Annotated in this window: 21 protein-coding genes and 1 tRNA gene; 10 read left to right on the top strand and 12 right to left on the bottom strand. The window is 69.2% G+C overall.

Translation table 11 applies throughout. The features are described 5' to 3' along the window. Positions 1 to 123: 123 nt before the first annotated feature. The 6 genes from E4A48_RS08135 to E4A48_RS08110 form a co-directional block, all read right to left on the bottom strand. Positions 124 to 789 (bottom strand): HNH endonuclease, encoded by a 666-nt coding sequence (locus tag E4A48_RS08135; protein ID WP_142742198.1) that lies wholly within the window; start codon positions 787 to 789, stop codon positions 124 to 126. A 102-nt stretch (positions 790 to 891) separates the two neighbouring features. Continuing rightward, positions 892 to 2,676: an acyl-CoA dehydrogenase C-terminal domain-containing protein gene (locus E4A48_RS08130; RefSeq protein ID WP_039004983.1), complete on the bottom strand. Its 1,785-nt coding sequence runs from the start codon at positions 2,674 to 2,676 to the stop codon at positions 892 to 894. 204 nt (positions 2,677 to 2,880) lie between these two features. Further along, the gene (locus E4A48_RS08125) at positions 2,881 to 4,014 is read right to left on the bottom strand and encodes an FUSC family protein (RefSeq protein ID WP_256056342.1); all 1,134 of its coding nucleotides are present in this window, start codon (positions 4,012 to 4,014) and stop codon (positions 2,881 to 2,883) included. Continuing rightward, the gene (locus E4A48_RS21005; protein ID WP_256056344.1) at positions 3,980 to 4,492 is read right to left on the bottom strand and encodes an FUSC family protein; all 513 of its coding nucleotides are present in this window, start codon (positions 4,490 to 4,492) and stop codon (positions 3,980 to 3,982) included. Before E4A48_RS21005 ends, E4A48_RS08125 begins: the two co-directional genes overlap by 35 nt. Beyond that, positions 4,420 to 5,433 (bottom strand): MarR family winged helix-turn-helix transcriptional regulator, encoded by a 1,014-nt coding sequence (locus tag E4A48_RS21000; protein WP_260608092.1) that lies wholly within the window; start codon positions 5,431 to 5,433, stop codon positions 4,420 to 4,422. Before E4A48_RS21000 ends, E4A48_RS21005 begins: the two co-directional genes overlap by 73 nt. Positions 5,434 to 5,593: 160 nt before the next feature. Continuing rightward, positions 5,594 to 6,070 carry an LEA/WHy family protein gene (locus tag E4A48_RS08110; protein ID WP_039004984.1) on the bottom strand — a complete coding sequence of 159 codons (477 nt, stop codon included), beginning with the start codon at positions 6,068 to 6,070 and terminating at the stop codon, positions 5,594 to 5,596. A 607-nt stretch (positions 6,071 to 6,677) separates the two neighbouring features. On the opposite strand from E4A48_RS08110, the gene E4A48_RS08105 reads away from it, so the two are divergent. From E4A48_RS08105 to E4A48_RS08095, 3 genes are all read left to right on the top strand, one after another. Next, positions 6,678 to 6,753, top strand: a tRNA-Phe gene (locus tag E4A48_RS08105). A gap of 302 nt (positions 6,754 to 7,055) precedes the next feature. Continuing rightward, positions 7,056 to 7,340, top strand: coding sequence for a hypothetical protein (locus E4A48_RS08100; protein WP_230812465.1), 285 nt, complete (start codon positions 7,056 to 7,058; stop codon positions 7,338 to 7,340). A gap of 308 nt (positions 7,341 to 7,648) precedes the next feature. After that, positions 7,649 to 8,191, top strand: coding sequence for a lipocalin family protein (locus E4A48_RS08095; RefSeq protein WP_039004986.1), 543 nt, complete (start codon positions 7,649 to 7,651; stop codon positions 8,189 to 8,191). A gap of 203 nt (positions 8,192 to 8,394) precedes the next feature. Here the strand turns inward: E4A48_RS08095 and E4A48_RS20995 are convergent, their stop codons facing one another. From E4A48_RS20995 to queG, 3 genes are read right to left on the bottom strand one after another with little or no spacing between them, the layout of a single operon-like run. Further along, a complete protein-coding gene (locus E4A48_RS20995) occupies positions 8,395 to 8,628 on the bottom strand; it encodes a hypothetical protein (protein ID WP_260608091.1) in 234 nt (77 codons plus the stop codon). Positions 8,629 to 8,672: 44 nt separating this feature from the next. Then, positions 8,673 to 10,004, bottom strand: a complete 1,332-nt coding sequence (gene xseA, locus E4A48_RS08085) for an exodeoxyribonuclease VII large subunit (RefSeq protein WP_039004987.1) — start codon at positions 10,002 to 10,004, stop codon at positions 8,673 to 8,675. Positions 10,005 to 10,032: 28 nt separating this feature from the next. Then, positions 10,033 to 11,160, bottom strand: a complete 1,128-nt coding sequence (queG, locus tag E4A48_RS08080) for a tRNA epoxyqueuosine(34) reductase QueG (protein WP_142742197.1) — start codon at positions 11,158 to 11,160, stop codon at positions 10,033 to 10,035. 23 nt (positions 11,161 to 11,183) lie between these two features. Between queG and E4A48_RS08075 the strand changes: the two genes are divergently transcribed. From E4A48_RS08075 to E4A48_RS08050, 6 genes are all read left to right on the top strand, one after another. Next, on the top strand, positions 11,184 to 12,668 hold the full coding sequence (locus E4A48_RS08075; protein ID WP_142742196.1) for an NAD(P)H-hydrate dehydratase: 1,485 nt from the start codon (positions 11,184 to 11,186) through the stop codon (positions 12,666 to 12,668). Beyond that, the gene (gene tsaE, locus E4A48_RS08070; protein WP_039004989.1) at positions 12,665 to 13,144 is read left to right on the top strand and encodes a tRNA (adenosine(37)-N6)-threonylcarbamoyltransferase complex ATPase subunit type 1 TsaE; all 480 of its coding nucleotides are present in this window, start codon (positions 12,665 to 12,667) and stop codon (positions 13,142 to 13,144) included. Before E4A48_RS08075 ends, tsaE begins: the two co-directional genes overlap by 4 nt. An 81-nt stretch (positions 13,145 to 13,225) precedes the next feature. Beyond that, entirely contained in the window at positions 13,226 to 14,851 is a 1,626-nt protein-coding gene (locus E4A48_RS08065; protein ID WP_142742195.1) for an N-acetylmuramoyl-L-alanine amidase, read from the top strand. Positions 14,852 to 15,010: 159 nt separating this feature from the next. Further along, positions 15,011 to 16,879: a DNA mismatch repair endonuclease MutL gene (gene mutL / locus E4A48_RS08060; RefSeq protein ID WP_039008702.1), complete on the top strand. Its 1,869-nt coding sequence runs from the start codon at positions 15,011 to 15,013 to the stop codon at positions 16,877 to 16,879. Beyond that, complete coding sequence (locus tag E4A48_RS08055) at positions 16,879 to 17,808, top strand: DUF1684 domain-containing protein (protein ID WP_058197118.1); 930 nt, start codon at positions 16,879 to 16,881, stop codon at positions 17,806 to 17,808. Before mutL ends, E4A48_RS08055 begins: the two co-directional genes overlap by 1 nt. Positions 17,809 to 17,824: 16 nt before the next feature. Beyond that, complete coding sequence (locus E4A48_RS08050) at positions 17,825 to 18,793, top strand: TraB/GumN family protein (RefSeq protein WP_039004992.1); 969 nt, start codon at positions 17,825 to 17,827, stop codon at positions 18,791 to 18,793. Positions 18,794 to 18,911: 118 nt separating this feature from the next. On the opposite strand, the gene phaR is transcribed toward E4A48_RS08050, so the two are convergent. The 3 genes from phaR to gluQRS form a co-directional block, all read right to left on the bottom strand. After that, entirely contained in the window at positions 18,912 to 19,442 is a 531-nt protein-coding gene (phaR, locus tag E4A48_RS08045; protein WP_039004993.1) for a polyhydroxyalkanoate synthesis repressor PhaR, read from the bottom strand. A 215-nt stretch (positions 19,443 to 19,657) separates the two neighbouring features. Further along, positions 19,658 to 20,398 (bottom strand): beta-ketoacyl-ACP reductase, encoded by a 741-nt coding sequence (gene phbB, locus E4A48_RS08040; protein WP_039004994.1) that lies wholly within the window; start codon positions 20,396 to 20,398, stop codon positions 19,658 to 19,660. Between the two features lie 58 nt (positions 20,399 to 20,456). Beyond that, positions 20,457 to 21,365 carry a tRNA glutamyl-Q(34) synthetase GluQRS gene (gene gluQRS, locus E4A48_RS08035; RefSeq protein ID WP_142742194.1) on the bottom strand — a complete coding sequence of 303 codons (909 nt, stop codon included), beginning with the start codon at positions 21,363 to 21,365 and terminating at the stop codon, positions 20,457 to 20,459. A gap of 104 nt (positions 21,366 to 21,469) precedes the next feature. Between gluQRS and htpX the strand changes: the two genes are divergently transcribed. Continuing rightward, positions 21,470 to 22,354 carry a protease HtpX gene (htpX, locus tag E4A48_RS08030; RefSeq protein WP_039004998.1) on the top strand — a complete coding sequence of 295 codons (885 nt, stop codon included), beginning with the start codon at positions 21,470 to 21,472 and terminating at the stop codon, positions 22,352 to 22,354. Positions 22,355 to 22,430: the final 76 nt, after the last annotated feature.

The following is a 22,430-nucleotide window of genomic DNA, read 5'->3' as shown; positions in this document are numbered from 1 at the left end:
GCGGACCGTCCATTTTCCTCCCCATTCCGGGCACGGGCAAGCAACCCGTTCAGTTGCGCGCGGGCGCGGGCCAGGCTGGAAAGGAGGTGCGGCAATCCGTCGCAGTGTCAGGCGGCGTGCGGTTCAGAGCGACAGCTTGGAACGCTTGGGCAATTGCGCCTTCAGGAACGACATCTGGTCGGCGAGGATGTTGCGGTTGGACAGGATCAAGTGCTCGATCCAGCTCGGCCGGTACGGGACTGCCAGCAGCGGCATCGACGCCTGCTGCGGGGTGCGGTTGCCCTTGCGCGAATTGCAGTGGAAACACGCGGTGACCACGTTCTCCCAGGTGTCGCGGCCGCCCTTGGACACCGGCAGCACATGGTCGCGGGTCAGTTGCGGGCGGCCGAACTGCTGGCCGCAGTAAAGGCATAGCTGCGCGTCGCGGGCGAACAGTGCAGTATTGGTCAGGGTCGAGGTGGGATCGAGCGCACGCGAGCGGGCATGGCCGCGTGCGGCGATGATCGGATGCAGGTGCAACACGCTGCGCTCGCCGCTAGAGCGCGACATGCCGCCGTGGATGTGCATGCACGGCTCGCCCAGGGTCCAGGCCACCGCGTCGCGCGCATACAGGCAGGCGGCCGATTGCCAGTTGATCCAGTCCAACACCCGGCCATGCGCATCCAGCGACAGCAGTCGTACCGAGGGCAGATGGGCGTGAACAGGGGGAGGCGGCAAGGACGCGCCGCCGGCCGAAGCGGCGAAGGCTCCGGTATCGATCAGACCAATCGTTGTTGTGTCTGTCTCCATCGGGAAAACAGCTTATACCCGATTGTTGACGATTTGTGTATCGAAGCAGGACCGATCCGCGCGACCGGCGCGTTGCGCCGCCGGTCGCGGCGCGTGCGCTGTTCAGAAGTGCGCGTCGGCCATCGCCATCAGCGGTTCGGCGCCGGCCTCGATCACCGCGGCGTGGGTCAGCGTGCGCGGCAGGAGCCTGGCGTAGTAGAAGCGCGCAGTTTCGCGCTTGGACTGCTTGAACGCTTCGCTGCGCGCCGATGCATCCGCGGCGGCGACGCTGCGCGCCCACCAGTAGGCCAGCACTACGTAGCCGGAATAGAATACGTAGTCGTAGCTGGCCGCGCCCAGTTCGTCGGCGTTGCCTGCGGCGCGCTGTAGGATCCGCTTGGTCAGCGCCGCCCATTCGCCGGCCTTCGCGCGCAGCGGGCCAATGAACTCTGCCACCGCCGGGTTGTCCGCATGCTCGGCGGCGAAGGCCTCGATCTGCGCCAGGAACAGCTTCAGTCCTGCGCCCTGGCTGGACGCGGTCTTGCGTCCGATCAGGTCCAGCGCCTGGATGCCGGTGGTGCCTTCGTAAAGCGTGGTAATGCGGGCGTCGCGCGCCAGCTGTTCCATGCCGTGCTCGTGGATGTAGCCGTGGCCACCGAAGCACTGCAGCGCGTGGTAGGTGTTCTCCACGCCCCATTCGGTCTGGCAGGCTTTGGAGATCGGGGTCAGGAAACTGACCAGCACGTCGGCCTGCTGGCGTTCGGCCGGATCCTGCGCATGGTGGGCGATATCGATCAGGGTTGCGGCGTGCAGCGCCAGCAGGCGGCTGCCTTCTGTCAGTGCCTTCACCGTCAGCAGCATGCGGCGCACGTCCGGGTGCACCAGGATCGGGTCGGCCGGCTTGTCCGGCAGCGTGGCGCCGGTCAGCGAGCGCGACTGCAGGCGCTCGCGCGCATAGCGCAGCGCGTTCTGATAGGCGCGCTCGGACAGGCCGATGCCTTGCAGGCCGACGCCCAGTCGCGCCGTGTTCATCATCGTAAACATGGCCTGCAGGCCCTTGTGCGGCTGGCCGATCAGATAGCCCTGCGCGCCGTCGAAGTTCATCACGCAGGTGGCCGAGCCGTGGATGCCCATCTTGTGCTCCAGCGAGCCGCAGCGCACCGCGTTGCGTTCGCCGACGCTGCCGTCGCGGGCGACCTTGAACTTGGGCACCACCAGCAGCGAGATGCCCTTGGCCCCGGCCGGCGCATCCGGCAGCCGCCCCAGCACCAGGTGCACGATGTTGTCGGTGAAGTCGTGCTCGCCGGCGGTGATGAAGATCTTGGTGCCGCTGACCGACCAACTGCCGTCGACATTCGGTTCGGCGCGGGTCTTGAGCAGGCCCAGGTCGGTACCGCAGTGCGGCTCGGTCAGGCACATGGTGCCGGTCCAGCGTCCGTCCACCAAAGGCCTCAGGAACACCTCCTGCTGCCAGGCCTCGCCGTGCTGCTTCAGTGCCTCGACCGCGCCATGCGACAGCAGCGGGAAGTTGCCCCAGGCCAGGTTGGCGGCGTTGACCATTTCGTTCAGCGGTACGCCCAGCGTATGCGGCAGGCCCTGGCCGCCGAACTCGGTGGCCGCGGTCAGCCCGGTCCAGCCGCCCTCGGCGAACTGCCGGTAGGCCTCGCGGAAACCGGGCGCGGTGGTGACCGCGCCGGTGGCCGTATCCAGCGTGCAGCCATGCTCGTCGCCGAGCCGGTTCAGCGGCGCCAGCACGCTGCTGGTGAAGCGCGCAGCTTCCTCCAGCACGGCATCGACCACGTCGGTGGTGGCCTCGGCATAGCCCAGGCGGGCGAACAATGCCTCCACTTGCAGCACGTCGTGCAGCGCGAAGCGCAGGTCGGTCAGCGGGGCTTGGTAGGTGCTCATGCGGTCGCTCGAACAGAAGCCGCGGCGCGGCCGAGGTGAGCAGGATACTACGGCGTATGGATGTGGGGCTGGGTTTGGAGATTCGGAATTCGGGATTCGTAACGGCCGTTGCGCGGAGTGGATGGATCGGAGGCTCGCCATTGGCTTTTGCAAATCCCCAATCCACGGAGCGCTTCACAACGGCCGCAGGCCGGTCATCCCCAATCACCGCCCCTGACGCACCGTCACCGTCGCGGTCATGCCGGCGGCCAGGATCGTATTCGGCGGCACGCTGGCCGGATCGATGCGCATCCGCACCGGCACCCGTTGCGCCAGGCGGATCCAGATGAAGGTGGGGCTGACGTCGGCGAGCAGTGACGCGCTGGTCGGGTTGTCGCTGTCGGCGATGCCGCGGGCGATGCCTTCGACCTTGCCGTGCAGCAGCACCGCGCCGCTCATCAGGCGGATGTCGGCGCGATCGCCGACGTGCACCCGCGGCAGCTTGGTTTCCTCGAAATAGCCGTAGATCCACATCGCGTCGTCGCGCACCAGCGCCAGCAACTGGCAGATTGCGCCCAGCGCGGCGCCGAACACGAACCCCTTGAACAGCGAGCGCGCCGCCGCCGGCGCGTTGGCGCTGGACGACAGGATCGCGCTCAGCGCCACCGCCTGGAGCACCGCGGTGGCGCCGCTGATCCAGCCGGTCTGGATCCATAGCCAGCACATCGCCGCCACCAGCAGTGCGCTGCGCAGTGCGGTCAGCGCCTCCGCCGCATAGTCGTTGCCACGCAGGAACACGGCCGTGTCGCCGCGGGCCTGCGGCGTGCGCCACTGCTGCGGGGCGACCAGCGCGGCCTCCGCGGCGCCGTACTCGTGCAGCTCGCCGAAGAAACGCTGCAGCAGCGACACGCCGGTATCGAAATCCTCGTGGCACGCGCCCGGGAGGGTGTCGCGCACGGCGGCGGCACGCGGCGTCAGCGCAGTGCGGCACGCTGCCAGGCGGCGTGCGATTTCGGCAGTGCGCTCGCGGCCGCCGCGTTCACTCAGCGCCGCCTGCAGTGGCCGGTACAGGCCGATCAGCGCCGCGGCGACATCGCCCTCGGTCTGGCGCAGCAGCCGGTTGATGTAGCGGTGCAGCGACTGGAAGCTGGTGGACACCGCCATGAAGCGCAGGTTGAGCAGGCGCAGGCGGCCGCTGCGCACGCGCGCTTCCGGGTCCTCGAACACCACCGAGCTGCGCAGGTCCTCGATCTCCACCGCGTCGCGGACGAAGCGCAGGTGCGCCTGTTCCATCGACGCGCGTGACAGCTGCCCGCCGCTGGCGTCACGGACGAAATCCAGGAAGCCGTCGTAGGCCACGGCGCACGGTATCGCGCAGGGTCTGGCGCAGGCGGTTGGGAAACACCACGTCGCTGATCACGCCGGTCACCAGCAGCCCCAGCAGCACTTCGGTAACGCGTGCGGTGACCAGCGCGAACACGTTCTGCGGCTGGTCCACCGCCGACAGCGCGATTAGCGCCACGCTGTAGCCGGACAGCACGAAGGCGTATGCCTTGAAATTGCGGTACAGCAGCGCGCCGCCGGTGCACAGGCCGATCCAGATCGCCAGTACCAGCACGAACAGCACCGGTTCCTGCGGGAACAGCGCCACCATCGCCAGCGCGGCGACGCTGCCGATCAGCGTGCCCAGCACGCGATAGAAGCCCTTGGCGAAGACCATGCCGGTCTGCCGGTGCATCACCACCACCACGGTGATCATTGCGGTCATCGGCGAGGACAGATCAAGGCGCAGTGCGATCCAGCCGGCGAGGTAGATCGACAGCAGTGTGCGCAACACGAACAGCCAGGCCTCGCCTTCGCCACACAGGACGTCGGCCAGCAGCGTGCGCATCCGTAACCGTTGTGGCGGCGCTGCGGCATGCGCGCTGGCACTGACATTGACATTGACATTGGCGCCCTGTGCGCTCGTGCGTCGCCTTCCACGCTGCGCAGCAATTTCTTCAGCAAGGTTTCCAGCTGCGCCAGTTCGGCGCTTTGCAACTGCTGCGTGTAACCGCTGAGCTGCGCAAGCACGTCGGGCATGAAGGCGGCGATCAGGCACAGCAGCAACACGCGCCGGTCCTCGGCACTGGCGACGCGCTGGATCATGCGCTTGTCGATCAGATGACTGCTCAGGCGGGTGATGTTGGCCGATTCCTCGCTGGCCGCATCGCTCAGTTGCGATGGACTCAAGGTCCCGTCCGGGCTGGCGTCGATCATCATCAGCACGGTGTATTCGGAGTAGTTCAGGCCATAGGCGCGCAGCATGTCGTTGCCCTGGTCCAGGATCAGCTTGTGCAGCAGCTTGATCAGGCGCACCACCGTGGCCGCGTCGCGGGGGGGAAGCCCGGATGCTTGCGGTCGGTGACATCCAGGCGCTGCTCGGTGGCGGCGAAGCGGCTCATGACTGGTGCGGCATTTATATATATTATATTTGTGTATTAAAGCGCGGTAACGATGGCTGAACGCTGTCGCCTCAGCGTTTGTTGCGTTGGACATGGCGATGCGAGCGTTGACGCTGCCGGTCGCCGACGACAGCACGCTGGGCGCGGCATCGCGTGCCGAGTAAGCCGCGTCGATCGCCAGCGGGTTGCGCCTGATCGGGGTCAGGTCGCTCCACGCCGCCGCGGCAGCTGGCCTGCCGGGTTCCAGCGGTCGGGCCGCGCTTGCTGGCGGAGTGGTCGGGCCGCGTGGACAGATGCCCACATGCGCTTTCTTGCTTGTCTCATGCACGTCCACGCTGCACGGGATGGGATGACATCCGAGGCGGCGTTCGACAAGGCAGCGGCGGTAACGTGGTGCAGTGCCGATCGGCAGGTACGGCCTTGCTGCTGCCCAAGATCGCAAAGAGCGTACGCAGCGAGCATGCAATCGCGCCATGTCGGCGCGGTGCTTGCAGCTAGCGCAGGACGCCGTCCAGGCCGGGGGCAGGGGTGAGCATGTTGCGCGTGTCGATCTCGAAGTTGCGCTGCTTTTTCTCTTCCGGCGTGGCGTCGATGCTGCCCTTGAGCGTGTAGTCGAGGCTGCGGCGGCCGGCCAGCGCATCGGCGACGGCGATGCGTGCGGCCGAACTCGGGCGCAGCGCGACGCTGACCACGTCCGCGGTTTCCGGTCCGATCGAGATCGCGGGCGCGAGCTGCAGGGTCCCGGCGGCTTCGCCGCCCACACCCAGGTCCAGGCGCACGCGGTCGTAGCGCATCGGGACGCTGCTGTAGTTCTGCAGACGCAGTTCCACCTTCCAGCTGCCGTCCATGTTAACCGTGAGCTGCTGCAGGCTGGCCGCGGGGTCGGACACGCGGCGCACTATGCCGTCGCCGCAGGCGGCCAGCAGTGCAGTGCACAACACGAGCAAGCCGCAGCGGAGCCGCTGACGCATGACCGGATTCCAGGATGTGAAGACCGGCGAAGAATACTACGGCGCCAGCGTAGCCGGCGTGCGGCCAGCGCCCCGCTGGACATGCACGCCCGCGTTGCCGTCCAGCTGCGGCTTGCGTGGGTCCAGCCAGGCCGCGGCATCGTGTCGCCGGCGTACCGTTGTCGCAGCTGTGTCCGGCCCGCCCGCCCGCACCGAGTTCACGCGCCGCTGCGCGACTATGCCGGCCTCCGCGCCCATTCACCTTGCCTTCCCGTGGGTCGGTGGTGGCCGGGGTCTGTGGGACGTGACCGACTTGCGGGACACAACGATGCTGGCGCTGGTCAGGTGTCCGGATCGGACGCCTGTGCCGACAATGTCATCGGCGCAGCGGCCACGACGATGCGCTGGCTGCGTCGCGCGGCCAGTGGCTGCCTGGACCATGGCCATCGCCAGTGGCATCCGATGGGCCAGGCTGCCGAGGACGCCATCAGCATGCGCGGCTGGGCCGCCTGGCGCAGTCGGTGCTAGCCATGCTGGCCGGTAGGGAAATTCGCATGCCACACTTGCCCAATCCCGAGCGCATCGCTATGATGCGCGTCCCCGCACCGGTCCTGCCGCGTTGCGCAGTGGCCGAGTAGCTCAGTTGGTAGAGCAGGGGATTGAAAATCCCCGTGTCGGCGGTTCGATTCCGTCCTCGGCCACCATACATACGTAAGGCTCTACAGCGATGTAGAGCCTTTCTCTTTTTTCGGCTTGCAGCGAATTTGCACCGATCCGTGGTGCGATGCGTAAACGGGATGCCGGAACTGTGACGGGCCATTGCTGTTATCGTGGTGTGTGCCTACTTCCGCATTTTGGATGGCCTTTTCGTGCTATCGCCGGCGCCTGTGATCGTGTTTACGTTCGTAGACAAAAGCATTGATCTGAGCTTTACCGGGATCTAGCGCTCAACTATGTGGCGCGGATGTCGTAATCATCAGCACATGGTTAATCTGCGAGTGGGCTAATGCACGGTGACTTCACGCGGCGATGTGTACTGGCCCTTTTATTGGCGGTGGCCACTGGTGCCAGCGCCGCGCCGACGGCGAGCAAGCCGGATGTCAGTTCCTATCAGGGCGGTCTCAATCCAGGCGCGCCTTATATCGAGCAGGTCGGCTCCGAATGCGTGATGGTCAACGTGTATCTGGAGCAGCGCGACGGTGTCGCCCAGCAGGTCATTCTGCGCGAGCCTGTGGAATGCAGTAGCGGCAACCAGGCCCAGGATCTTGCCGTGGCCCACATGTCCAACTAGCAGGCGTCTGCCTGGCACGTTGGCGGTTTCCTCCTCTTCGTCGATTGCCGCCGCAACGGTCAACGCCTGTTGCGCCAGGTGCGGCGTGCCCAGCCGGGTGAGCCGCGTTGCAAGCACTGCCGCCGCGCTTCGCCCGTTACGGGCGAAGCGCTCTTGCTTGTTCGCGTAATGCTGGCCTGTCGTAACGGCCGGGCCGGCGGCTGTCATGGCATGCCGCCACACCGTCCGTTGTCCACAGGACTCGCTTTACATCGCCGTGCTGCTGCTGCATAAGGCTGGTCTTCATCTTTATTTGCAGGACCGCTCGCATGCGTCATCCATCGATCGCGGTGCTGCTGGCCTGCCTGCTGTGCCTGGCGCAGCAGGCGCGAGCCGCGCAGCCGGTGCGCTCGGTCGCCGAGTTCGATCTCGGCCGCTACGCCGGGCAATGGCACGAAATCGCGCACTTGCCGGTGTCGTTCCAGAAGAAGTGCGTCGCCGACATCACCGCCGCCTACGTGCTGCGCGACGACGGGTTGGTGGGCGTGCGCAATGTCTGCCGCACCGGCAAGGGCGACCTGCTTGCGGCCGAGGGCGTGGCGCGCCGGGTGGCCGGCCATCCTGGGCGGCTGCAGGTGCGGTTCGCGCCGGATTGGCTGGCGTGGGTGCCGCTGGTGTGGGCCGATTACTGGGTGATCGCGCTGGACCCGGAGTATCAGTGGGTGTTGATCGGCGAGCCGGGACGCAAGTACCTGTGGGTGCTGTCGCGTTCGCCACGGATGCCGCGCGCGCTGTTCGAGCAGATCAAGGCCAGGGCAACGGCGATGGGCTACGACCTGGATCCATTATTGGTTGTCGCGCCGCTGGACTGAACCGCCCGCCGGTCTGCATGCATGCACGCGCGGCGCGGTGCCGCTAACCGGGGAAGCAGACGCGGGCCGCGTCGAGCAGTCGCGCGCTGGCGCCTTCCATCAGCAGCTGGCGCGGCGTAGTCCGCCCAACTGCGCGTGGCTGCTGTTGAGCCACTGCGACAGCGCGGCACGGTCGCCTCCGCAGCCGTTCCAGATCACGCAGATCATCTCGCCGACATCGAGCAGGTGCTCTTGCGCAAGTGCGCGAGCGTGTCCGCATCGCGTGCCAGCCAGTCGATCACGCGCTGCGCGTCTGCGGTGGAGTCGTAGGAGGCACCGTCGATCAGCGACAGCAGGTTGGTCGAGCGTGCCAGTTGGCCGGCTCTGGCGCGCTCGGCACGGCGCATGCCATCCAGCACCGCCTTGATACGTTGTTCGTTGGAGGTGGGCAACGACATGCGGATGCGCTGACCATGCGTGACGGCGTGCAGGTGTACCGCATTTATTCTGTACGCAGCGTCACCTCGCCATCGGCAAGCCGCGCGCGCACGCGGTCGCCGGGCGCGAGCTGCGCGGTCGAGCGCACCAGCGTGCCGTCGTCGACCCGGGTCAGGATCGCGTAGCCGCGGGTCACCGTGGCCAGCGGGCTGACCGTCTCCAGCGCGCGGGCCAGGGCGCGCAGGCGCTGCGTGTCGGCCTGCAGTTGCCGCGCCATCGCCGCCTGCGGGCGCCTGCCGAGCGCGAGCAGGCGCTCGCGCAGTGCGGTCAGGCGCCGTTGCGGCTGGGCCGCGCGCAGGACCGCCGCGGCGTGGCGCAAGCGCGCGCCGCGGCGTTCGTGCTGCTGCCGCCACAGCGCTAGCAAGCGGCGCGCGGCGTCCTGTTGGCGGCGCCGCAGCAATTGCAGTTGCGCCTGCGGACTCTGGGCCTGCAGCCGCAGCCAGGCGCGGTCTGCGCGTTGCATCGCCTGGCGCATGCGGTGCTGCTGCCACTGCAGCAGCACCGCATGCTGGCCGCGCAGGCGCACGGCGAGGTCGCGCTGGTCTGGGGTGAGCAGTTCCGCGGCGACCGAGGGGGTCGGCGCGCGCAGATCGGCGGCGAAGTCGGCCAGGGTCACGTCGGTCTCGTGGCCGACTGCCGACACCACCGGCGTGGTCGCGGCGGCGATGGCCCGCGCCAGGCGTTCGTCGTTGAACGCCCACAGGTCTTCCAGCGAGCCGCCGCCGCGGGTCAGCAGGATCGCGTCGTAGCGGCCGCTGGCGTCGGCGCGCTGCAGCAGCGAGGTCAGCTGCGCGGCGGCGCTGTCGCCCTGCACCAGGCTCGGCAGGATGTCCACCTGCAGCAGCGGCATGCGCCGGCCGAGCACGCTCATCACGTCGCGCACCGCCGCGCCGCTGGGCGAGGTGATCACCGCCAGGCGGCGCACGAAGGCGGGCAGGGCCCGCTTGCGCTCGCTGGCGAACAGGCCCTCGGCGGCGAGCCTGGCCTTGAGTTCCTCGAACGCGCGGCGCAGCGCGCCTTCGCCGGCTTCCTCCAGGTGATCCAGCACCAGTTGGTAGTCGCCGCGCGCCTCGTACAGGGTCAGCCGGCCGCGCGCGAGCACGCGCAGGCCTTCGCGCGGAACGAACTTCAGCCACTGGCTCTTCGGCTTGAACATCGCGCAGCGCACCTGCGCGCGCGCGTCCTTCAAGGTGAAGTACAGATGCCCGGACGAGGGCCGGGTGACGTTGCCCAGCTCGCCTTCCACCCAGGCCAGCGGGAACGCGCTTTCCAGCAGGTCGCGCGCCAGCGTGTTGAGCTGGCTGGGGCTGAGGATCTGGTCGTCGCGATCGGGCATGCGGGCGGTGCGTGGGCGTGCGGGTCGCCTATCCTCGCATGCCGCCGTGAGCGGGCGGTGGCGGCGCTGCGGCGTTGTCCGCGCCGGTCTGCCCGGCATGTTGCGCCAGCGCCCATTGCACGTGCTCGCGCACCAGCGGCGAGCCATGTTGCGCGCGCGCGCCGAGCGCGGCCAGCACCTGCGGCGTGGTCGGTGCGTTGCCCAGCGCCACCGCCAGGTTGCGCAGCCAGCGTTCGTGGCCGCTGCGGCGGATCGCGCTGCCTTCGGTGCGGCGCAGGAACTCGTCCTCGTCCCAGGCGAACAGCTGCGCCAGCGTGGCCCGGTCGAGATCGTTGCGGGCGTGGAAGTCGGGTTCGTCGCTGCGCTTGGCGAACTTGTTCCAGGGGCACACCAGCTGGCAGTCGTCGCAGCCGAAGATGCGGTTGCCGATCGCCGGGCGCAGTTCCTCGGGAATCGCGCCCTCGTGCTCGATGGTGAGGTAGGCGATGCAGCGGCGCGCGTCCAGTCGGTATGGCGCGACGATCGCCTGGGTCGGGCACACGTCGATGCAGCGCGTGCAGGTGCCGCAGTGCGCGCTGGCCGGCGGATCGATCGGCAGCGGCAGGTCGACGTAGATTTCGCCGAGGAAGAACCAGGAGCCGCCGTTGCGGTCGATCAGGCAGGTGTGCTTGCCGATCCAGCCCAGGCCGGCGTCGCGCGCCAGGGCGCGCTCCAGCACTGGCGCCGAATCGACGAACACGCGATGGCCGAACGGGCCGATCTCGGCCTGGATGCGCCCGGCCAGCTTCTGCAGGCGGTTGCGCATCAGCTTGTGGTAGTCGCGGCCCAGCGCATAGCGGGCGACGTAAGCGCGTTCGCCGTCGCGCAATGTGTCCCAGGCCGAATCGTCGTCGTTGCGCCCGTAGTCCAGGCCGACCGAGATCACCCGCAGCGTGCCTGGAATCAATTCGGCCGGACGCGCGCGCTTGTCGCCGTGCTGCGCCATCCATTGCATCGTGCCGTACAGGCCTTGCGCCAGCCAGTCGCGCAGATGCGCTTCGTCCTGTTGCAGTTCGATGCCGGCGATGCCGCAGCGCTGGAAGCCGAACTCGTGCGCCAGCGCGCGGATGCGCGCAGCGGCGGCATGGAGGTCGGCGTGGGCGGCGCTGCTGGACATGGAGCAAGTATAGAATCTGGCGCATGTCCGACTCGTTCGATCTCTACGACACCGCCGCCGCGCGGCGCATCGATGCGCAGGCCACGGCCTTGCTTGGCGGCGATGGCTACACTCTGATGCAGCGCGCCGGCCAGGCCGCCTGGCAAACGCTGCTGCAGCATTGGCCGCAGGCGCAGCGCATCCTGGTGGCCTGCGGCAGCGGCAACAACGGTGGCGACGGCTATGTGTTGGCACGGCTCGCGCATTGCGCCGGTCGCCACGTGCGCGTGCTGCAGTTGTCCGGCCCGCAATCGGCGTTGGCGCAGCGCGCCTGCACCGACTACATCGGCGTCGGCGGTCGCATCGAGGTGTTCGATGCGGCGCTGGCGGGGGCCGACGTTGTCGTCGATGCGCTGCTCGGCATCGGTCTCAACCGCGCGCCCGACGCCGAACTGGCCGCCTTGCTCGGCGCGCTTGCCGGACTCGGCGCGCCGGTGCTGGCGCTGGACGTGCCCAGCGGTGTGGATGCCGAACACGGCAGCGTGCCCGGTGCGGTATTGCCGGCGACGCTGACCGTGCAATTCATCGTCGCCCACGCCGGGTTGTACACCGGGGCGGCGCTGAACCAGGTCGGCGCTACCGCGCTGGCGACGCTGGAGGTGCCGGCCGCCGCGTTCGACGGCTGCGTGGCGCAGGCGCAGGCCTGGACCGGCGCGGCGCTGGCCGCGCGCCTGGCGCCACGCCGGCGCGACAGCCACAAGGGCGATTCCGGGCACGTGCTGTGCATCGGCGGCAACTTCGGCAGCGGCGGTGCGGTCATGCTCACTGCCGAAGCGGCATTGCGCAGCGGTGCCGGCCTGGTCAGCGTGGCGACTCGCGACGCGCATGTTGCGCCGCTGCTGGCGCGTTGTCCGGAGGCGATGACGCATGCGGTCGAGGACGGCGCCGCACTGGCACCGCTGTTGCGCAGGGCCAGCGTGGTCGCGCTCGGTCCGGGACTTGGTCAGGACGAATGGGCGCAAGGGTTGTGGCGGCTGACACTGGCCGCCGAATTACCGGCGGTGATCGATGCCGATGCGCTGAACCTGCTGGCGCAGGCGCAGGCGCCGCGTGCGCTGCCGGACGCGGTGCTGACCCCGCATCCGGGCGAGGCCGGGCGTCTGCTCGGCATCGCCACCGCCGAGGTGCAGCGCGACCGTTTCGCCGCCGCCGCGGCGCTGGCCGAGCGCTACCAGGCGGCGGTGGTGCTGAAAGGCGCCGGCAGCATTGTCGCCGCGCCGGGAGAGGTCCCGCGGGTGATCGCCGCCGGCAATCCCGGCATGGCGGTCGGCGGCATGGGCGACCTGCTGACCGGTGTGATCGCGGCGCTGCGCGCGCAAGGCCTGGCCGCCTTCGAGGCGGCCAGCGTCGGCGCGTTGCTGCATGCGGCGGCCGGCGATTGCGCCGCCACCGAAGGCCAGCGTGGCCTGCTGCCCTCCGATTTGCTGCCCGTGCTGCGCCACCTGGCCAATTCGGAAACAAGGCGATGATGCGGCTCTACCTGGAAGACAGCGACGCCACCGAGCGCCTCGGCCAGGCGCTGGCCGCCACCCGCCCGGCGCAGGCGACGCTGCACCTGCACGGCGATCTGGGAGCCGGCAAGTCGACTCTGGCGCGGGCGCTGCTGCGCGCGTTGGGCGTGCAGGGTGCGATCCGCAGCCCGACCTACACCCTGGTCGAGCGCTATCCGCTGGCCGATGGCGAAGCCTGGCACCTGGACCTGTACCGCATCGGCGCTGCCGGCGAGCTGGATTTCCTGGGGCTGGACGAGGCCGCGGCGACGTTGTGGCTGGTGGAGTGGCCCGAACGCGGCGGCGATCTGCTGCCGCCGGCCGACCTGGTGGTCGCGCTGGCGTTGCAGGACGCGGGGCGCGCAGTGCAATTGCAGGCCGGCACGGCGGTGGGTGCGGCTTGGTTGTCGCGGATGGCCACACGCGGTGACTTGCGGGGTTTTTCTGCCGGCTGACACTAGGAAGTGCAAGCAGGTTATGGATTATTAAGGGAAAACCGCTTGTGTTTATCTCCCGGTGATGCTTGAATCGCCCCCATGCGCCTGGGGATCCATTTTTTCGCTTGTTCCGTTATCGCCGCAGGCTGGTGCCTGGCGGCGCAATCGGCGTTTGCGGGCCAGGTGCAGACGGTGTCGGTTGGCAACGGCGCCACCGGCACCCGTGCCGAGATCCGGCTGCAGGGCAGCGGCGGCTTCACCACGCTGACCCTGTCCAACCCCAATCGGCTGGTCGTCGATCTGCCCGAATCCTCTGCCGCGCAGGGTCTGAAGCTGCCTGCGGGCAACGGCGTGGTCACGGCGGTGCGCACCGGTCATCCGGTCCCGGGCACCTTACGTATCGTGTTCGACCTGAGCAGCCCGGTGGTGGCGTTCAAGCCGCAGATGCAGACCGTGGCCGGCAGTTCGGTGCTGGTGATCGAATGGCCGGGCGATACGTTGTCGGCCAAGCCGCTGACCAGCGCCGGCAATGGCGCGGCAACCCCCGCGCCGACGGCGTCCGCGGCGCCCACCGCGGCGGCGGTCGAACCCAAGCCGACGCCGGATCCGCGCCATGAAGCGGCGCGCGCGACCGCGGCCCTGACCTCGTCGGTGCTGCAACGCGCAGCGCCACCGCCGACACCAGTACAAGCAGCGACGACGACGGCGGCGGCTCGCCCGGGCGTCGTGCCGGCCCCGGCCGCTGCGCCCGGCAGCTCCGTTACCTCGATGGCGCCGACCGCATCCGCGTCCGCGTCCGCGTCGGTCGGCGCCGCCGTGCCTGTGCAGCAGGATGCCGTCGCGCCAGCGCCGATGCCCGATCGGCCCGAGGCGGCCAGCATCGACGACGCGGCGGTCGCCGCCGCTGCCGAAGCGCGCCCGGTGATGCCGAGCGCGCCGTCGCGGGTGGGCATGAAGCCTGGCATGCGGCCGTTGATCGTGGCCATCGATCCTGGCCATGGCGGCCAGGATCCCGGCGCGATGGGTCCGACCGGCAAGCGCGAGAAGGACGTGACCCTGGCGATCGGCCGCGAACTGGCGCGGCAGATCAACGCCACGCCGGGCATGAAGGCCTACATGACCCGCGACAGCGACGTATTCATCCCGCTGCCGATGCGCGCGCAGAAGGCGCGTGCGGCCAAGGCCGACATCTTCATCTCGATCCACGCCGACGCCGCCGAGAACCGTAGCGCGACCGGTTCCTCGGTCTACGTGCTGTCGACCAAGGGCGCTTCCTCGCAGCGCGCGCGCTGGCTGGCGGACAAGGAAAACGCGGCCGACCTGGTCGGCGGCGTGCGCCTGCAGAAGACCGACAGCACCCTGGCCAGCGTATTGCTGGACCTGGCTCAGAGCGGGCACATGAAGGCCTCCGAAGACGCCGCCGGGCACGTGCTGGGCGGGCTCAAGCGGATCGGCAACAACCACAAGCCGGAGCTGGAGCGCGCCAACTTCGCGGTGCTGCGCACCTCGGACATACCGGCGATGCTGGTCGAGACCGCCTTCATCTCCAATCCGGACGAAGAGCGCCGGCTGACCGATCCGGGTTACCAGCGACGCCTGGCTGGCGCGGTGCTGGACGGGGTCAATACCTTCTTCACCCGCCAGCCGCCGCCGGGCACGCTGTTCGCCGCGCGCGCGCAGGCCGAGGCCGAAGCGGCCAGCACCGTGGCCGGCGGCAGCCGCTGAGGCGCTCGGCTATCATCGCCGGTTGATCCCGATGGCGGCGTCCGCGCCGTGAGCCGTGCCGATGTCCCGTGACCGTTTCTGCTCTCCCGTTTCCCAATTCCACGCGATCGCGCGGCGCGCGCATTGCGCGTGCACGCCGCTGCGCAGGTTGGCGGCGGCATGAGCATCCGCCAATTGCCCGAGATCCTGATCAACCAGATCGCCGCCGGCGAAGTGGTCGAGCGCCCGGCCTCGGTGGTCAAGGAGCTGGTCGAGAACGCGCTGGATGCCGGCGCGCGCCGGGTGGACATCGACCTGGAAGAAGGCGGCGTGCGCCTGATCCGGATCCGCGACGATGGCGGCGGCATCCCGCCCGAGGAATTGCTGCTGGCGGTGTCGCGGCATGCGACCAGCAAGATCGCCTCGCTCGACGACCTGGAGTCGGTCGGCACGCTCGGCTTCCGTGGCGAAGCGCTGCCGTCGATCGCCTCGGTCAGCCGCTTCACCCTGGCCTCGCGCCGCCCCGGCGACGAGCACGGCGCCGCGCTGCAGGTCGATGGCGGCAAGGTCGGGCAGGTGCAGCCGCGCGCGCAGGCGCCGGGCACCACGGTCGAGGTGCGCGAGCTGTTCTACAACGTGCCGGCGCGGCGCAAGTTCCTGCGCGCCGAGCGCACCGAACTCGGGCATATCGAGGAATGGCTGCGTTCGCTGGCGCTGGCGCGCCCGGACGTGGAATTGCGCGTGTCGCACAACGGCAAGCCGTCGCGGCGCTACAAGCCGGGCGACCTGTATTCGGACGCGCGGCTGGGCGAAACCCTGGGCGAGGACTTCGCGCGGCAGGCGCTGCGCGTGGACCATAGCGGCGCCGGGCTGCGGCTGCACGGCTGGATCGCGCAGCCGCATTATTCGCGCGCCAGCGCCGACCAGCAGTACCTGTACGTCAACGGCCGTTCGGTGCGCGATCGCAGCGTGGCGCATGCGGTGAAGATGGCCTATGGCGACGTGCTGTTCCATGGCCGGCAGCCGGCCTATGTGCTATTCCTGGAGTTGGAGCCGGCGCGGGTCGATGTCAACGTGCATCCGGCCAAGCACGAGGTGCGCTTCCGCGATGCGCGGCTGATCCACGACTTCGTCTATCGCACGCTGCAGGATGCGCTGGCGCAGACCCGCGCCGGCAGCACGCCGAACGCAGGCGATGCCGCACAGGCGGCGCCGCTGGCGTATGCCGGTGGCGCGCAGCCGATGTCCGGCAACGCGAGCGGCGGCGGTGGCTCCGGTGGCCAGGGCTACGGCGCGCAATGGCGCCCGGCGCAGTCGCCGCTGGGCCTGCGCGTCAACGAGGCGCCGGCCGCCTACGCCGCGCTGTACGCCGCGCCGGCAGGTGCGGCCGATGCCGCAACGGGCCTGCCGCTGCAGGCCCAGGATGCGGCCGGCGGCCTGCCGGCGACCTCGGCCGACAGCGGCGTGCCGCCGCTCGGCTATGCGATCGCGCAGCTGCATGGCATCTACATCCTGGCCGAGAACGCCGAAGGCCTGATCGTGGTGGACATGCATGCCGCGCACGAACGCATCGGCTACGAGCGGTTGAAGAACGCGCACGACGGCATCGGTCTGCATGCGCAGCCGCTGCTGGTGCCGATCACCCTGGCGGTGGGCGAACGCGACGCCGACACCGCCGAGCGTGAGGCGGAAACGCTGGCCGCGCTCGGCTTCGAGATCACCCGCAGCGGCCCGCAGTCGCTGCACGTGCGCAGCATCCCGGCGTTGCTGGCCCAGGCCGAGCCGGAAGCCTTGCTGCGCGACGTGCTGACCGATCTGCGTGAACATGGCCACAGCCGCCGCGTCGCCGGCGCGCGCGACGAACTGCTGTCGACGATGGCCTGCCATGGCGCGGTGCGCGCCAACCGGCGCCTCACCGTGCCGGAAATGAACGCGCTGCTGCGCGACATGGAAGCCACCGAGCGTTCCGGGCAGTGCAATCATGGGCGCCCGACCTGGGCGCGTTTCACGCTGGGCGAGATCGATCGTTGGTTCTTACGGGGGCGCTGATGGGCAAGCGGGGAAGGGCGGCGGCGCTGCTGTCAGCGCTGCTCGCGTTGGCTGCATGCGGCAGGCAAGCGCCGGCACCGGCCGCGCCGGCGGTCGCCGACAAGGCGTTTTGGGCCGATGAACAGCGCTGGCGCGCGCAGCGCAAGCAGGAGCTGCTCGCGGCCGACGGCTGGACCAGCTTGGTCGGCTTGCACTGGCTGGAACTGAAGGAGCACTACATCGGCAGCGGCCCCGGCAGCGGCATCCGCCTGGCGGTGGGGCCGGCGCGGATGGCACTGGTGTCGCGCGTGGACGGACAGGTATTCCTGACCCCCGAACCCGGCGCGGCGCTGAGCGTGGACGGCACGCCGCTGCAGCGGCGCACGCGCATGTACAGCGACCACGACGCGACGCCGAGCGTGATCGACTTCGATGGCGGCAAGGGCAAGCTGAGCCTGATCGAGCGTGGCGGCCGCTATGCGCTGCGGGTCAAGCACGCCGATGCGCCGACCCGGCTCGGCTTCGCCGGGCTGCACTATTGGCCGACGGCCGACTCCTGGCGCATCCGCGGCCGTTTCGTGCCCAACCAGCCGGGCAGGACCCTGCCGATCGTCGACATCATCGGCGTCATCACCGCATCGCCCAACGCCGGTGCGCTGGAGTTCGAGCGCGACGGCAAGCGCTTCCGCGTGCAAGCGATCGGCGAACCCGGGGGGCCGCTGTTCGTGGTGTTCGCCGACCGTAGCAGCGGCCGCGGCAGCTATCCGGCCGGGCGTTTCCTGGACGTGCCCGCGCCGAGCGCCGACGGCAGCGTGGTGCTGGATTTCAATCGTGCCTACAACCCGCCGTGCGCGTTCACCCCGTTCGCGACCTGTCCGCTGCCGCCGCCGGAGAACCGGCTGGACCTGGCGGTGGAGGCCGGCGAAAAGACCTACGCCGCCGCACACTGAACCGAGAGCCCCGACGATGCCGATCCCGCACCTGCTGCGCAGCCTGCTGTTGTGCCTGACCCTGTTCGCCGCCGCGCCGGTGCCGGCGCGTACGCCGCCATCGCCGCCGGCACTGCCCAGCGCGACGCCCGCGCCGCCGACGCCACTGCTGTGGAAGGTCAGCGGGCCGCGCGGCGCACTGTACCTGCTCGGTTCGTTCCATCTGCTCAAGCCGCAGGACTATCCGTTGGCGCATGAGGTCGATGCGGCCTACGCGGCGGCGTCGCGGCTGCTGTTCGAACTGTCGCCGCAGGAGGTGGACGCGCCGCAACTGGGCGCGCAGATGCTGCAGGCGGCGCAGCGCCAGGACGGCAAGCGCCTGCAGGACGACCTGGACGCGGCTACCTGGCAGCGCCTGCGCCGCTATGCCGCCAGCCACGGCCTGCCGCTGGAGCAGATGGGCGGGTTCGAACCATGGTTCGTCGGCCTGAGCATCAGCATCGCCGAGATGAAGGCGCAGGGGTTGCAGGCCGATGCCGGCCTGGATCGGCATTTCATGGACATGGCGGCGCAGGCCGGCAAGACCGCCGAGGGCCTGGAGACCGCGCAGGCGCAGATCGCGATGCTCGACGGCATGCAGCCGGTGGAGCAGAAGCAGATGCTGGTCGAAGCGCTGGACGATGCCGAGCAGGGCGCGGCGCAGACCCAGCGCCTGTACGTGGCCTGGCGCCGCGGCGACGAGCGCCTGCTGTGGCAGGACATGGGCATGGAGATGAAGCGCGACTATCCGCGCCTGTATCAGCGCATCAACGTCGATCGCAATCAGGCCTGGGTGCCGCGGCTGGAGCAGCGCCTGCGCGACGGCCAGGGCGACACACTGGTGGTGGTCGGTGCCTTGCATCTGCTCGGCCCCGACGGTGTGGTCGAGGCGTTGCGCGCGCGCGGCTATAAGGTCGAGCGGATTTGTGCCGGCTGCAGGACGTCGGCACCGCCGCGTTCGCGCTGAGGTGGCGGCAATTTTGTAGGGGCGGCTTCAGCCGCGACATGCTCTACGGGTAGATTCTGTCGCGGCTGAAGCGGCTCCTGCCAAGGGCGCGCGCCGCGCTGGCGCGCTAGAGCGCGGCTCAGCGCGCCCGCGACTTCGGTGCGGAGCCGGTAGCGGCCGGCGGCTCGCTCGGCTTGCTCGGCTTGCTGCTGCCACCGGCGGCGGGGCGGCCGAAACCGGTGCCGAGGTTGCGCTGGAACTCCTGCCACAACTCCATGTTGCGCTCGGTCAGCTGGTTCATCATGGTCCACGGGGTCTGCCCGAGCAGGTTGCCCATCTGCTGGCGGAACTGCTGCTGCTGGTCCAGGAACACCTGCATGCTGCGCTCCAGGTAGTTGCCCATGAAGCCCTGCAGCGAATCGCCGTAGAACCGGATGATCTGGCTGAGCAACTGGGTGGACAGCATCGGTTCGCCGTCCTGTTCCTGGTCGGCGATGATCTGCAGCAATACCGCGCGGCTGAGGTCTTCGCCGGTCTTGGCGTCGCGGACTTCGAATTCTTCGCCGTCGATGATCAGCTGGCGGACATCTTCGATGGTGATGTAGCTGGAAATCTCGGTGTCGTAGAGGCGGCGATTGGGGTACTTCTTGATGATGCGGATCTCAGCCATGAAGCGATCGCTCTTGACGGTAGGCGCGCAGCATGGCGCAGCGCAGCAGGGCTTGCAACCGCCACACGCTCCTGAACCCGGGCCGAACGGCAAAAAAAATGCTGCGCAGCACGCGCGCAGCATGTGTGTACAGCGCGCAGCGCCAGCTGCAGCATTTTCGGTAGCGTTACCTCGACTGTGCCGCGCATCGACCTGAGCAGTTCAGTCGCCTGCCGTTACCAGCCCATGTGGTGACCGCCGTTGATGTCCAGGTTGGAGCCGGTGATCCAGGCCGCTTCCTCGGCGACCAGGAACGCGACCGCATAGGCGATCTCTTCCGGCCTGCCCAGGCGCCCGGTGGGGATGTCGGCGATGATTTTGGCGCGGACCTCGTCCGGCACCGACATCACCATATCGGTGGCCACGTAGCCCGGCGACACCGTGTTGACGGTGATGCCGTAGCCGGCGTTCTCACGCGCCAGGGAAATGGTGAAGCCGTGCATGCCGGCCTTGGCCGCGGCGTAGTTGGCCTGGCCGTACTGGCCCTTGAGGCCGTTGATCGAACTGATCTGGATGACCCGGCCCCAGCGCTGCTTGCGCATGCCTTCGATCACCGGGCGGGTGACGTTGAACACCGAGTTGAGGTTGGTGTTGATCACCTCGTGCCACTGCTCGGCGGTCATCTTGTGGAAGGTGGTGTCGCGGGTGATGCCGGCGTTGTTGATCAGCACCTCGATCGGGCCGAGCTGCCGTTCCACCTCCTGTACCAGCGCTTGTGCGTGATCGGGCGAGGCGACATCGCCGGCGACGATGGCGATCTCGTGGCCGCGTTCGTGCATGCGCTGCTGCCAGGCGCGCGCCTTGGCCGCGTCGCGATAGTTGCTGGCAACGCGGTGGCCCTGTGCGGCCAACCGCTCGCAGATCGCAGTGCCGATGCCGCCGGTACCGCCGGTGACCAGCGCAACGCGTGATGTCATGGATTCGCTCCGGATAGGGAAGAAAAGGGGGAGGGCCGCTGCGGCCGAACCCGCGATTCTAGTCAGCCTTGGCGTTGCTGGGGATATTGGCCGCATCGGCCAGCGTCCGATCCTGCGCCGGCAGCCGCGCCGGCTCGAACGCGCGCAGCGCCGCCGCCAGCAATGCGGCCACCGAGCCGGCCGCGGTCAGCGCCGCCGGGGCCTGGCCCAGCAGGGTCCAGGCCAGGCGCAGCGCGGGCAGCGGATCGGCGTCGTCCAGCGGCAGCGCCGCATGCGACTTGGACAGCTTGCGGCCGTCCCTGTCGAGCAGCAGCGGCAGGTGCAGGTAGTTCGGCGTCGGCAGGCCCAGTGCGCGCTGCAGCAGGATCTGTCGCGGCGTCGAATCGAGCAGGTCGGCGCCGCGGACCACGTCGCTGATGCCTTGCGCGGCATCGTCGACCACCACCGCCAACTGATAGGCCCAACAGCCGTCGGCGCGCAGCAACACGAAATCGCCGACCTCGGCATGGACGTCCTGTTCGACATCGCCGCGGACGCCGTCGCGAAACCCGACCGTGCTGCCTGGCGCGACCCGCAGGCGCAGCGCCGGCTGCGGCCGGGTCTGCGCGGCCACGCAGCGGTGATGGATGCCTCCCTGCGCGGCCAGTTCGCTGCGGCTGCAACTGCAGGCGAACGCCTGGCCGGTCTGCAGCAGGCACTGCGCCGCGGCCTGGTAGGCCGCGGCGCGCTCGCTCTGGCGCAGGACCGGTCCGTCTGCCTCCAGCCCGCAGGCGCGCAAGCTGGCCAACTGGCGCGCGGCCGCGCCGGGCACGCTGCGCGGCCGGTCCACGTCCTCGATGCGCAGCAGCCACTCGCCGCCGGCATGCCGCGCCAGCAGCCAGCTGCCGAATGCGGCGAGCAGCGAGCCCAGATGCAGCGGGCCGGTGGGCGAGGGCGCGAAACGGCCGCGGTAGGGAGGCGAGGACATGGGCAAGCTGAATCGTCGGTCAGATATGCGCTTGAATTCAAGCTGTACGCGCCGCAGATTCAAACCAAATCCCTCACGTTTCCTGGCGCGGAGTCCACGCTCACATGTTCAATCGAATCGCCTTGTTCCTCATCACCAATCTGGCGGTGCTGGTGCTGGCCGGCATTGTCATGTCCGTGTTCGGGATCAATCCCAATCAGATGGGCGGCCTGCTGGTGATGGCCGCGTTGTTCGGCTTCGGCGGCTCGCTGGTGTCGCTGCTGCTGTCCAAGTTCATGGCCAAGCGCGCCACCGGCGCGCAGGTGATCGCCGAGCCGCGCAACCACACCGAGCGCTGGCTGCTGGAGACGGTGCGGCGGCAGGCGCAGGCCGCCGGCATCGGCATGCCCGAGGTCGCGGTCTACGACGGCCCGGAGATCAACGCCTTCGCCACCGGCGCCAACCGCAACAACGCGCTGGTCGCGGTGTCCACCGGCCTGCTGCAGAACATGACCGAAGACGAAGCCGAGGCCGTGCTGGCCCATGAGATCAGCCATGTCGCCAATGGCGACATGGTGACGATGGCGCTGCTGCAGGGCGTGCTGAACACCTTCGTGATCGTGCTGGCGCGAGTGGTCGGCGGGGTGGTGGACGGCTACCTGTCCGGCAACCGCGACGGCCGCCGCGGCCTGGCCTACTACGCGATCGTGATGGTGCTGGAACTGGTGTTCGGCCTGTTCGCGACGATGATCGCGATGTGGTTCTCGCGCTACCGCGAGTTCCGCGCCGATGCCGGCGGCGCCAGCCTGGCCGGGCGCAACAAGATGATCGCGGCGCTGCAGCGGCTGGAACTCAACCACGGGCAGAGCACGCTGCCGTCGCAGGTGCAGGCGTTCGGCATCGCCGGCGGCCTGGGCCAGGGCGTGCGCAAGCTGTTCATGAGCCACCCGCCGCTGTCCGAGCGCATCGCCACGCTGCGCGCGTCGCACAACAACGCGACGGTGAGCTAAAGCCACCGCACGAACCGAACGTAGCGGGTCATCACCGCTTCCACCCGTTGCATGTCGGCGTCAGTCAACGGCTTTT

It is taken from the genome of Xanthomonas translucens pv. cerealis (genome assembly GCF_006838285.1).
GTDB lineage: Bacteria > Pseudomonadota > Gammaproteobacteria > Xanthomonadales > Xanthomonadaceae > Xanthomonas_A > Xanthomonas_A cerealis.
This window is presented reverse-complemented; position numbering and strand designations above follow the sequence as displayed.

Excerpts from the sequence above, each read along its gene's own strand:
- E4A48_RS20995 (WP_260608091.1), bottom strand. The coding sequence starts at position 8,628 with ATGTCGTTGCCCACCTCCAACGAACAACGTATCAAGGCGGTGCTGGAT.
- E4A48_RS08110 (WP_039004984.1), bottom strand. The coding sequence starts at position 6,070 with ATGCGTCAGCGGCTCCGCTGCGGCTTGCTCGTGTTGTGCACTGCACTG.
- E4A48_RS08050 (WP_039004992.1), top strand. The coding sequence starts at position 17,825 with ATGCCGATCCCGCACCTGCTGCGCAGCCTGCTGTTGTGCCTGACCCTG.
- mutL (WP_039008702.1), top strand. The coding sequence starts at position 15,011 with ATGAGCATCCGCCAATTGCCCGAGATCCTGATCAACCAGATCGCCGCC.
- E4A48_RS08055 (WP_058197118.1), top strand. The coding sequence starts at position 16,879 with ATGGGCAAGCGGGGAAGGGCGGCGGCGCTGCTGTCAGCGCTGCTCGCG.
- xseA (WP_039004987.1), bottom strand. The coding sequence starts at position 10,004 with ATGCCCGATCGCGACGACCAGATCCTCAGCCCCAGCCAGCTCAACACG.
- htpX (WP_039004998.1), top strand. The coding sequence starts at position 21,470 with ATGTTCAATCGAATCGCCTTGTTCCTCATCACCAATCTGGCGGTGCTG.
- queG (WP_142742197.1), bottom strand. The coding sequence starts at position 11,160 with ATGTCCAGCAGCGCCGCCCACGCCGACCTCCATGCCGCCGCTGCGCGC.
- phaR (WP_039004993.1), bottom strand. The coding sequence starts at position 19,442 with ATGGCTGAGATCCGCATCATCAAGAAGTACCCCAATCGCCGCCTCTAC.
- E4A48_RS08130 (WP_039004983.1), bottom strand. The coding sequence starts at position 2,676 with ATGAGCACCTACCAAGCCCCGCTGACCGACCTGCGCTTCGCGCTGCAC.
- E4A48_RS08095 (WP_039004986.1), top strand. The coding sequence starts at position 7,649 with ATGCGTCATCCATCGATCGCGGTGCTGCTGGCCTGCCTGCTGTGCCTG.
- phbB (WP_039004994.1), bottom strand. The coding sequence starts at position 20,398 with ATGACATCACGCGTTGCGCTGGTCACCGGCGGTACCGGCGGCATCGGC.
- gluQRS (WP_142742194.1), bottom strand. The coding sequence starts at position 21,365 with ATGTCCTCGCCTCCCTACCGCGGCCGTTTCGCGCCCTCGCCCACCGGC.
- E4A48_RS08135 (WP_142742198.1), bottom strand. The coding sequence starts at position 789 with ATGGAGACAGACACAACAACGATTGGTCTGATCGATACCGGAGCCTTC.
- tsaE (WP_039004989.1), top strand. The coding sequence starts at position 12,665 with ATGATGCGGCTCTACCTGGAAGACAGCGACGCCACCGAGCGCCTCGGC.
- E4A48_RS08100 (WP_230812465.1), top strand. The coding sequence starts at position 7,056 with ATGCACGGTGACTTCACGCGGCGATGTGTACTGGCCCTTTTATTGGCG.
- E4A48_RS08065 (WP_142742195.1), top strand. The coding sequence starts at position 13,226 with ATGCGCCTGGGGATCCATTTTTTCGCTTGTTCCGTTATCGCCGCAGGC.
- E4A48_RS08075 (WP_142742196.1), top strand. The coding sequence starts at position 11,184 with ATGTCCGACTCGTTCGATCTCTACGACACCGCCGCCGCGCGGCGCATC.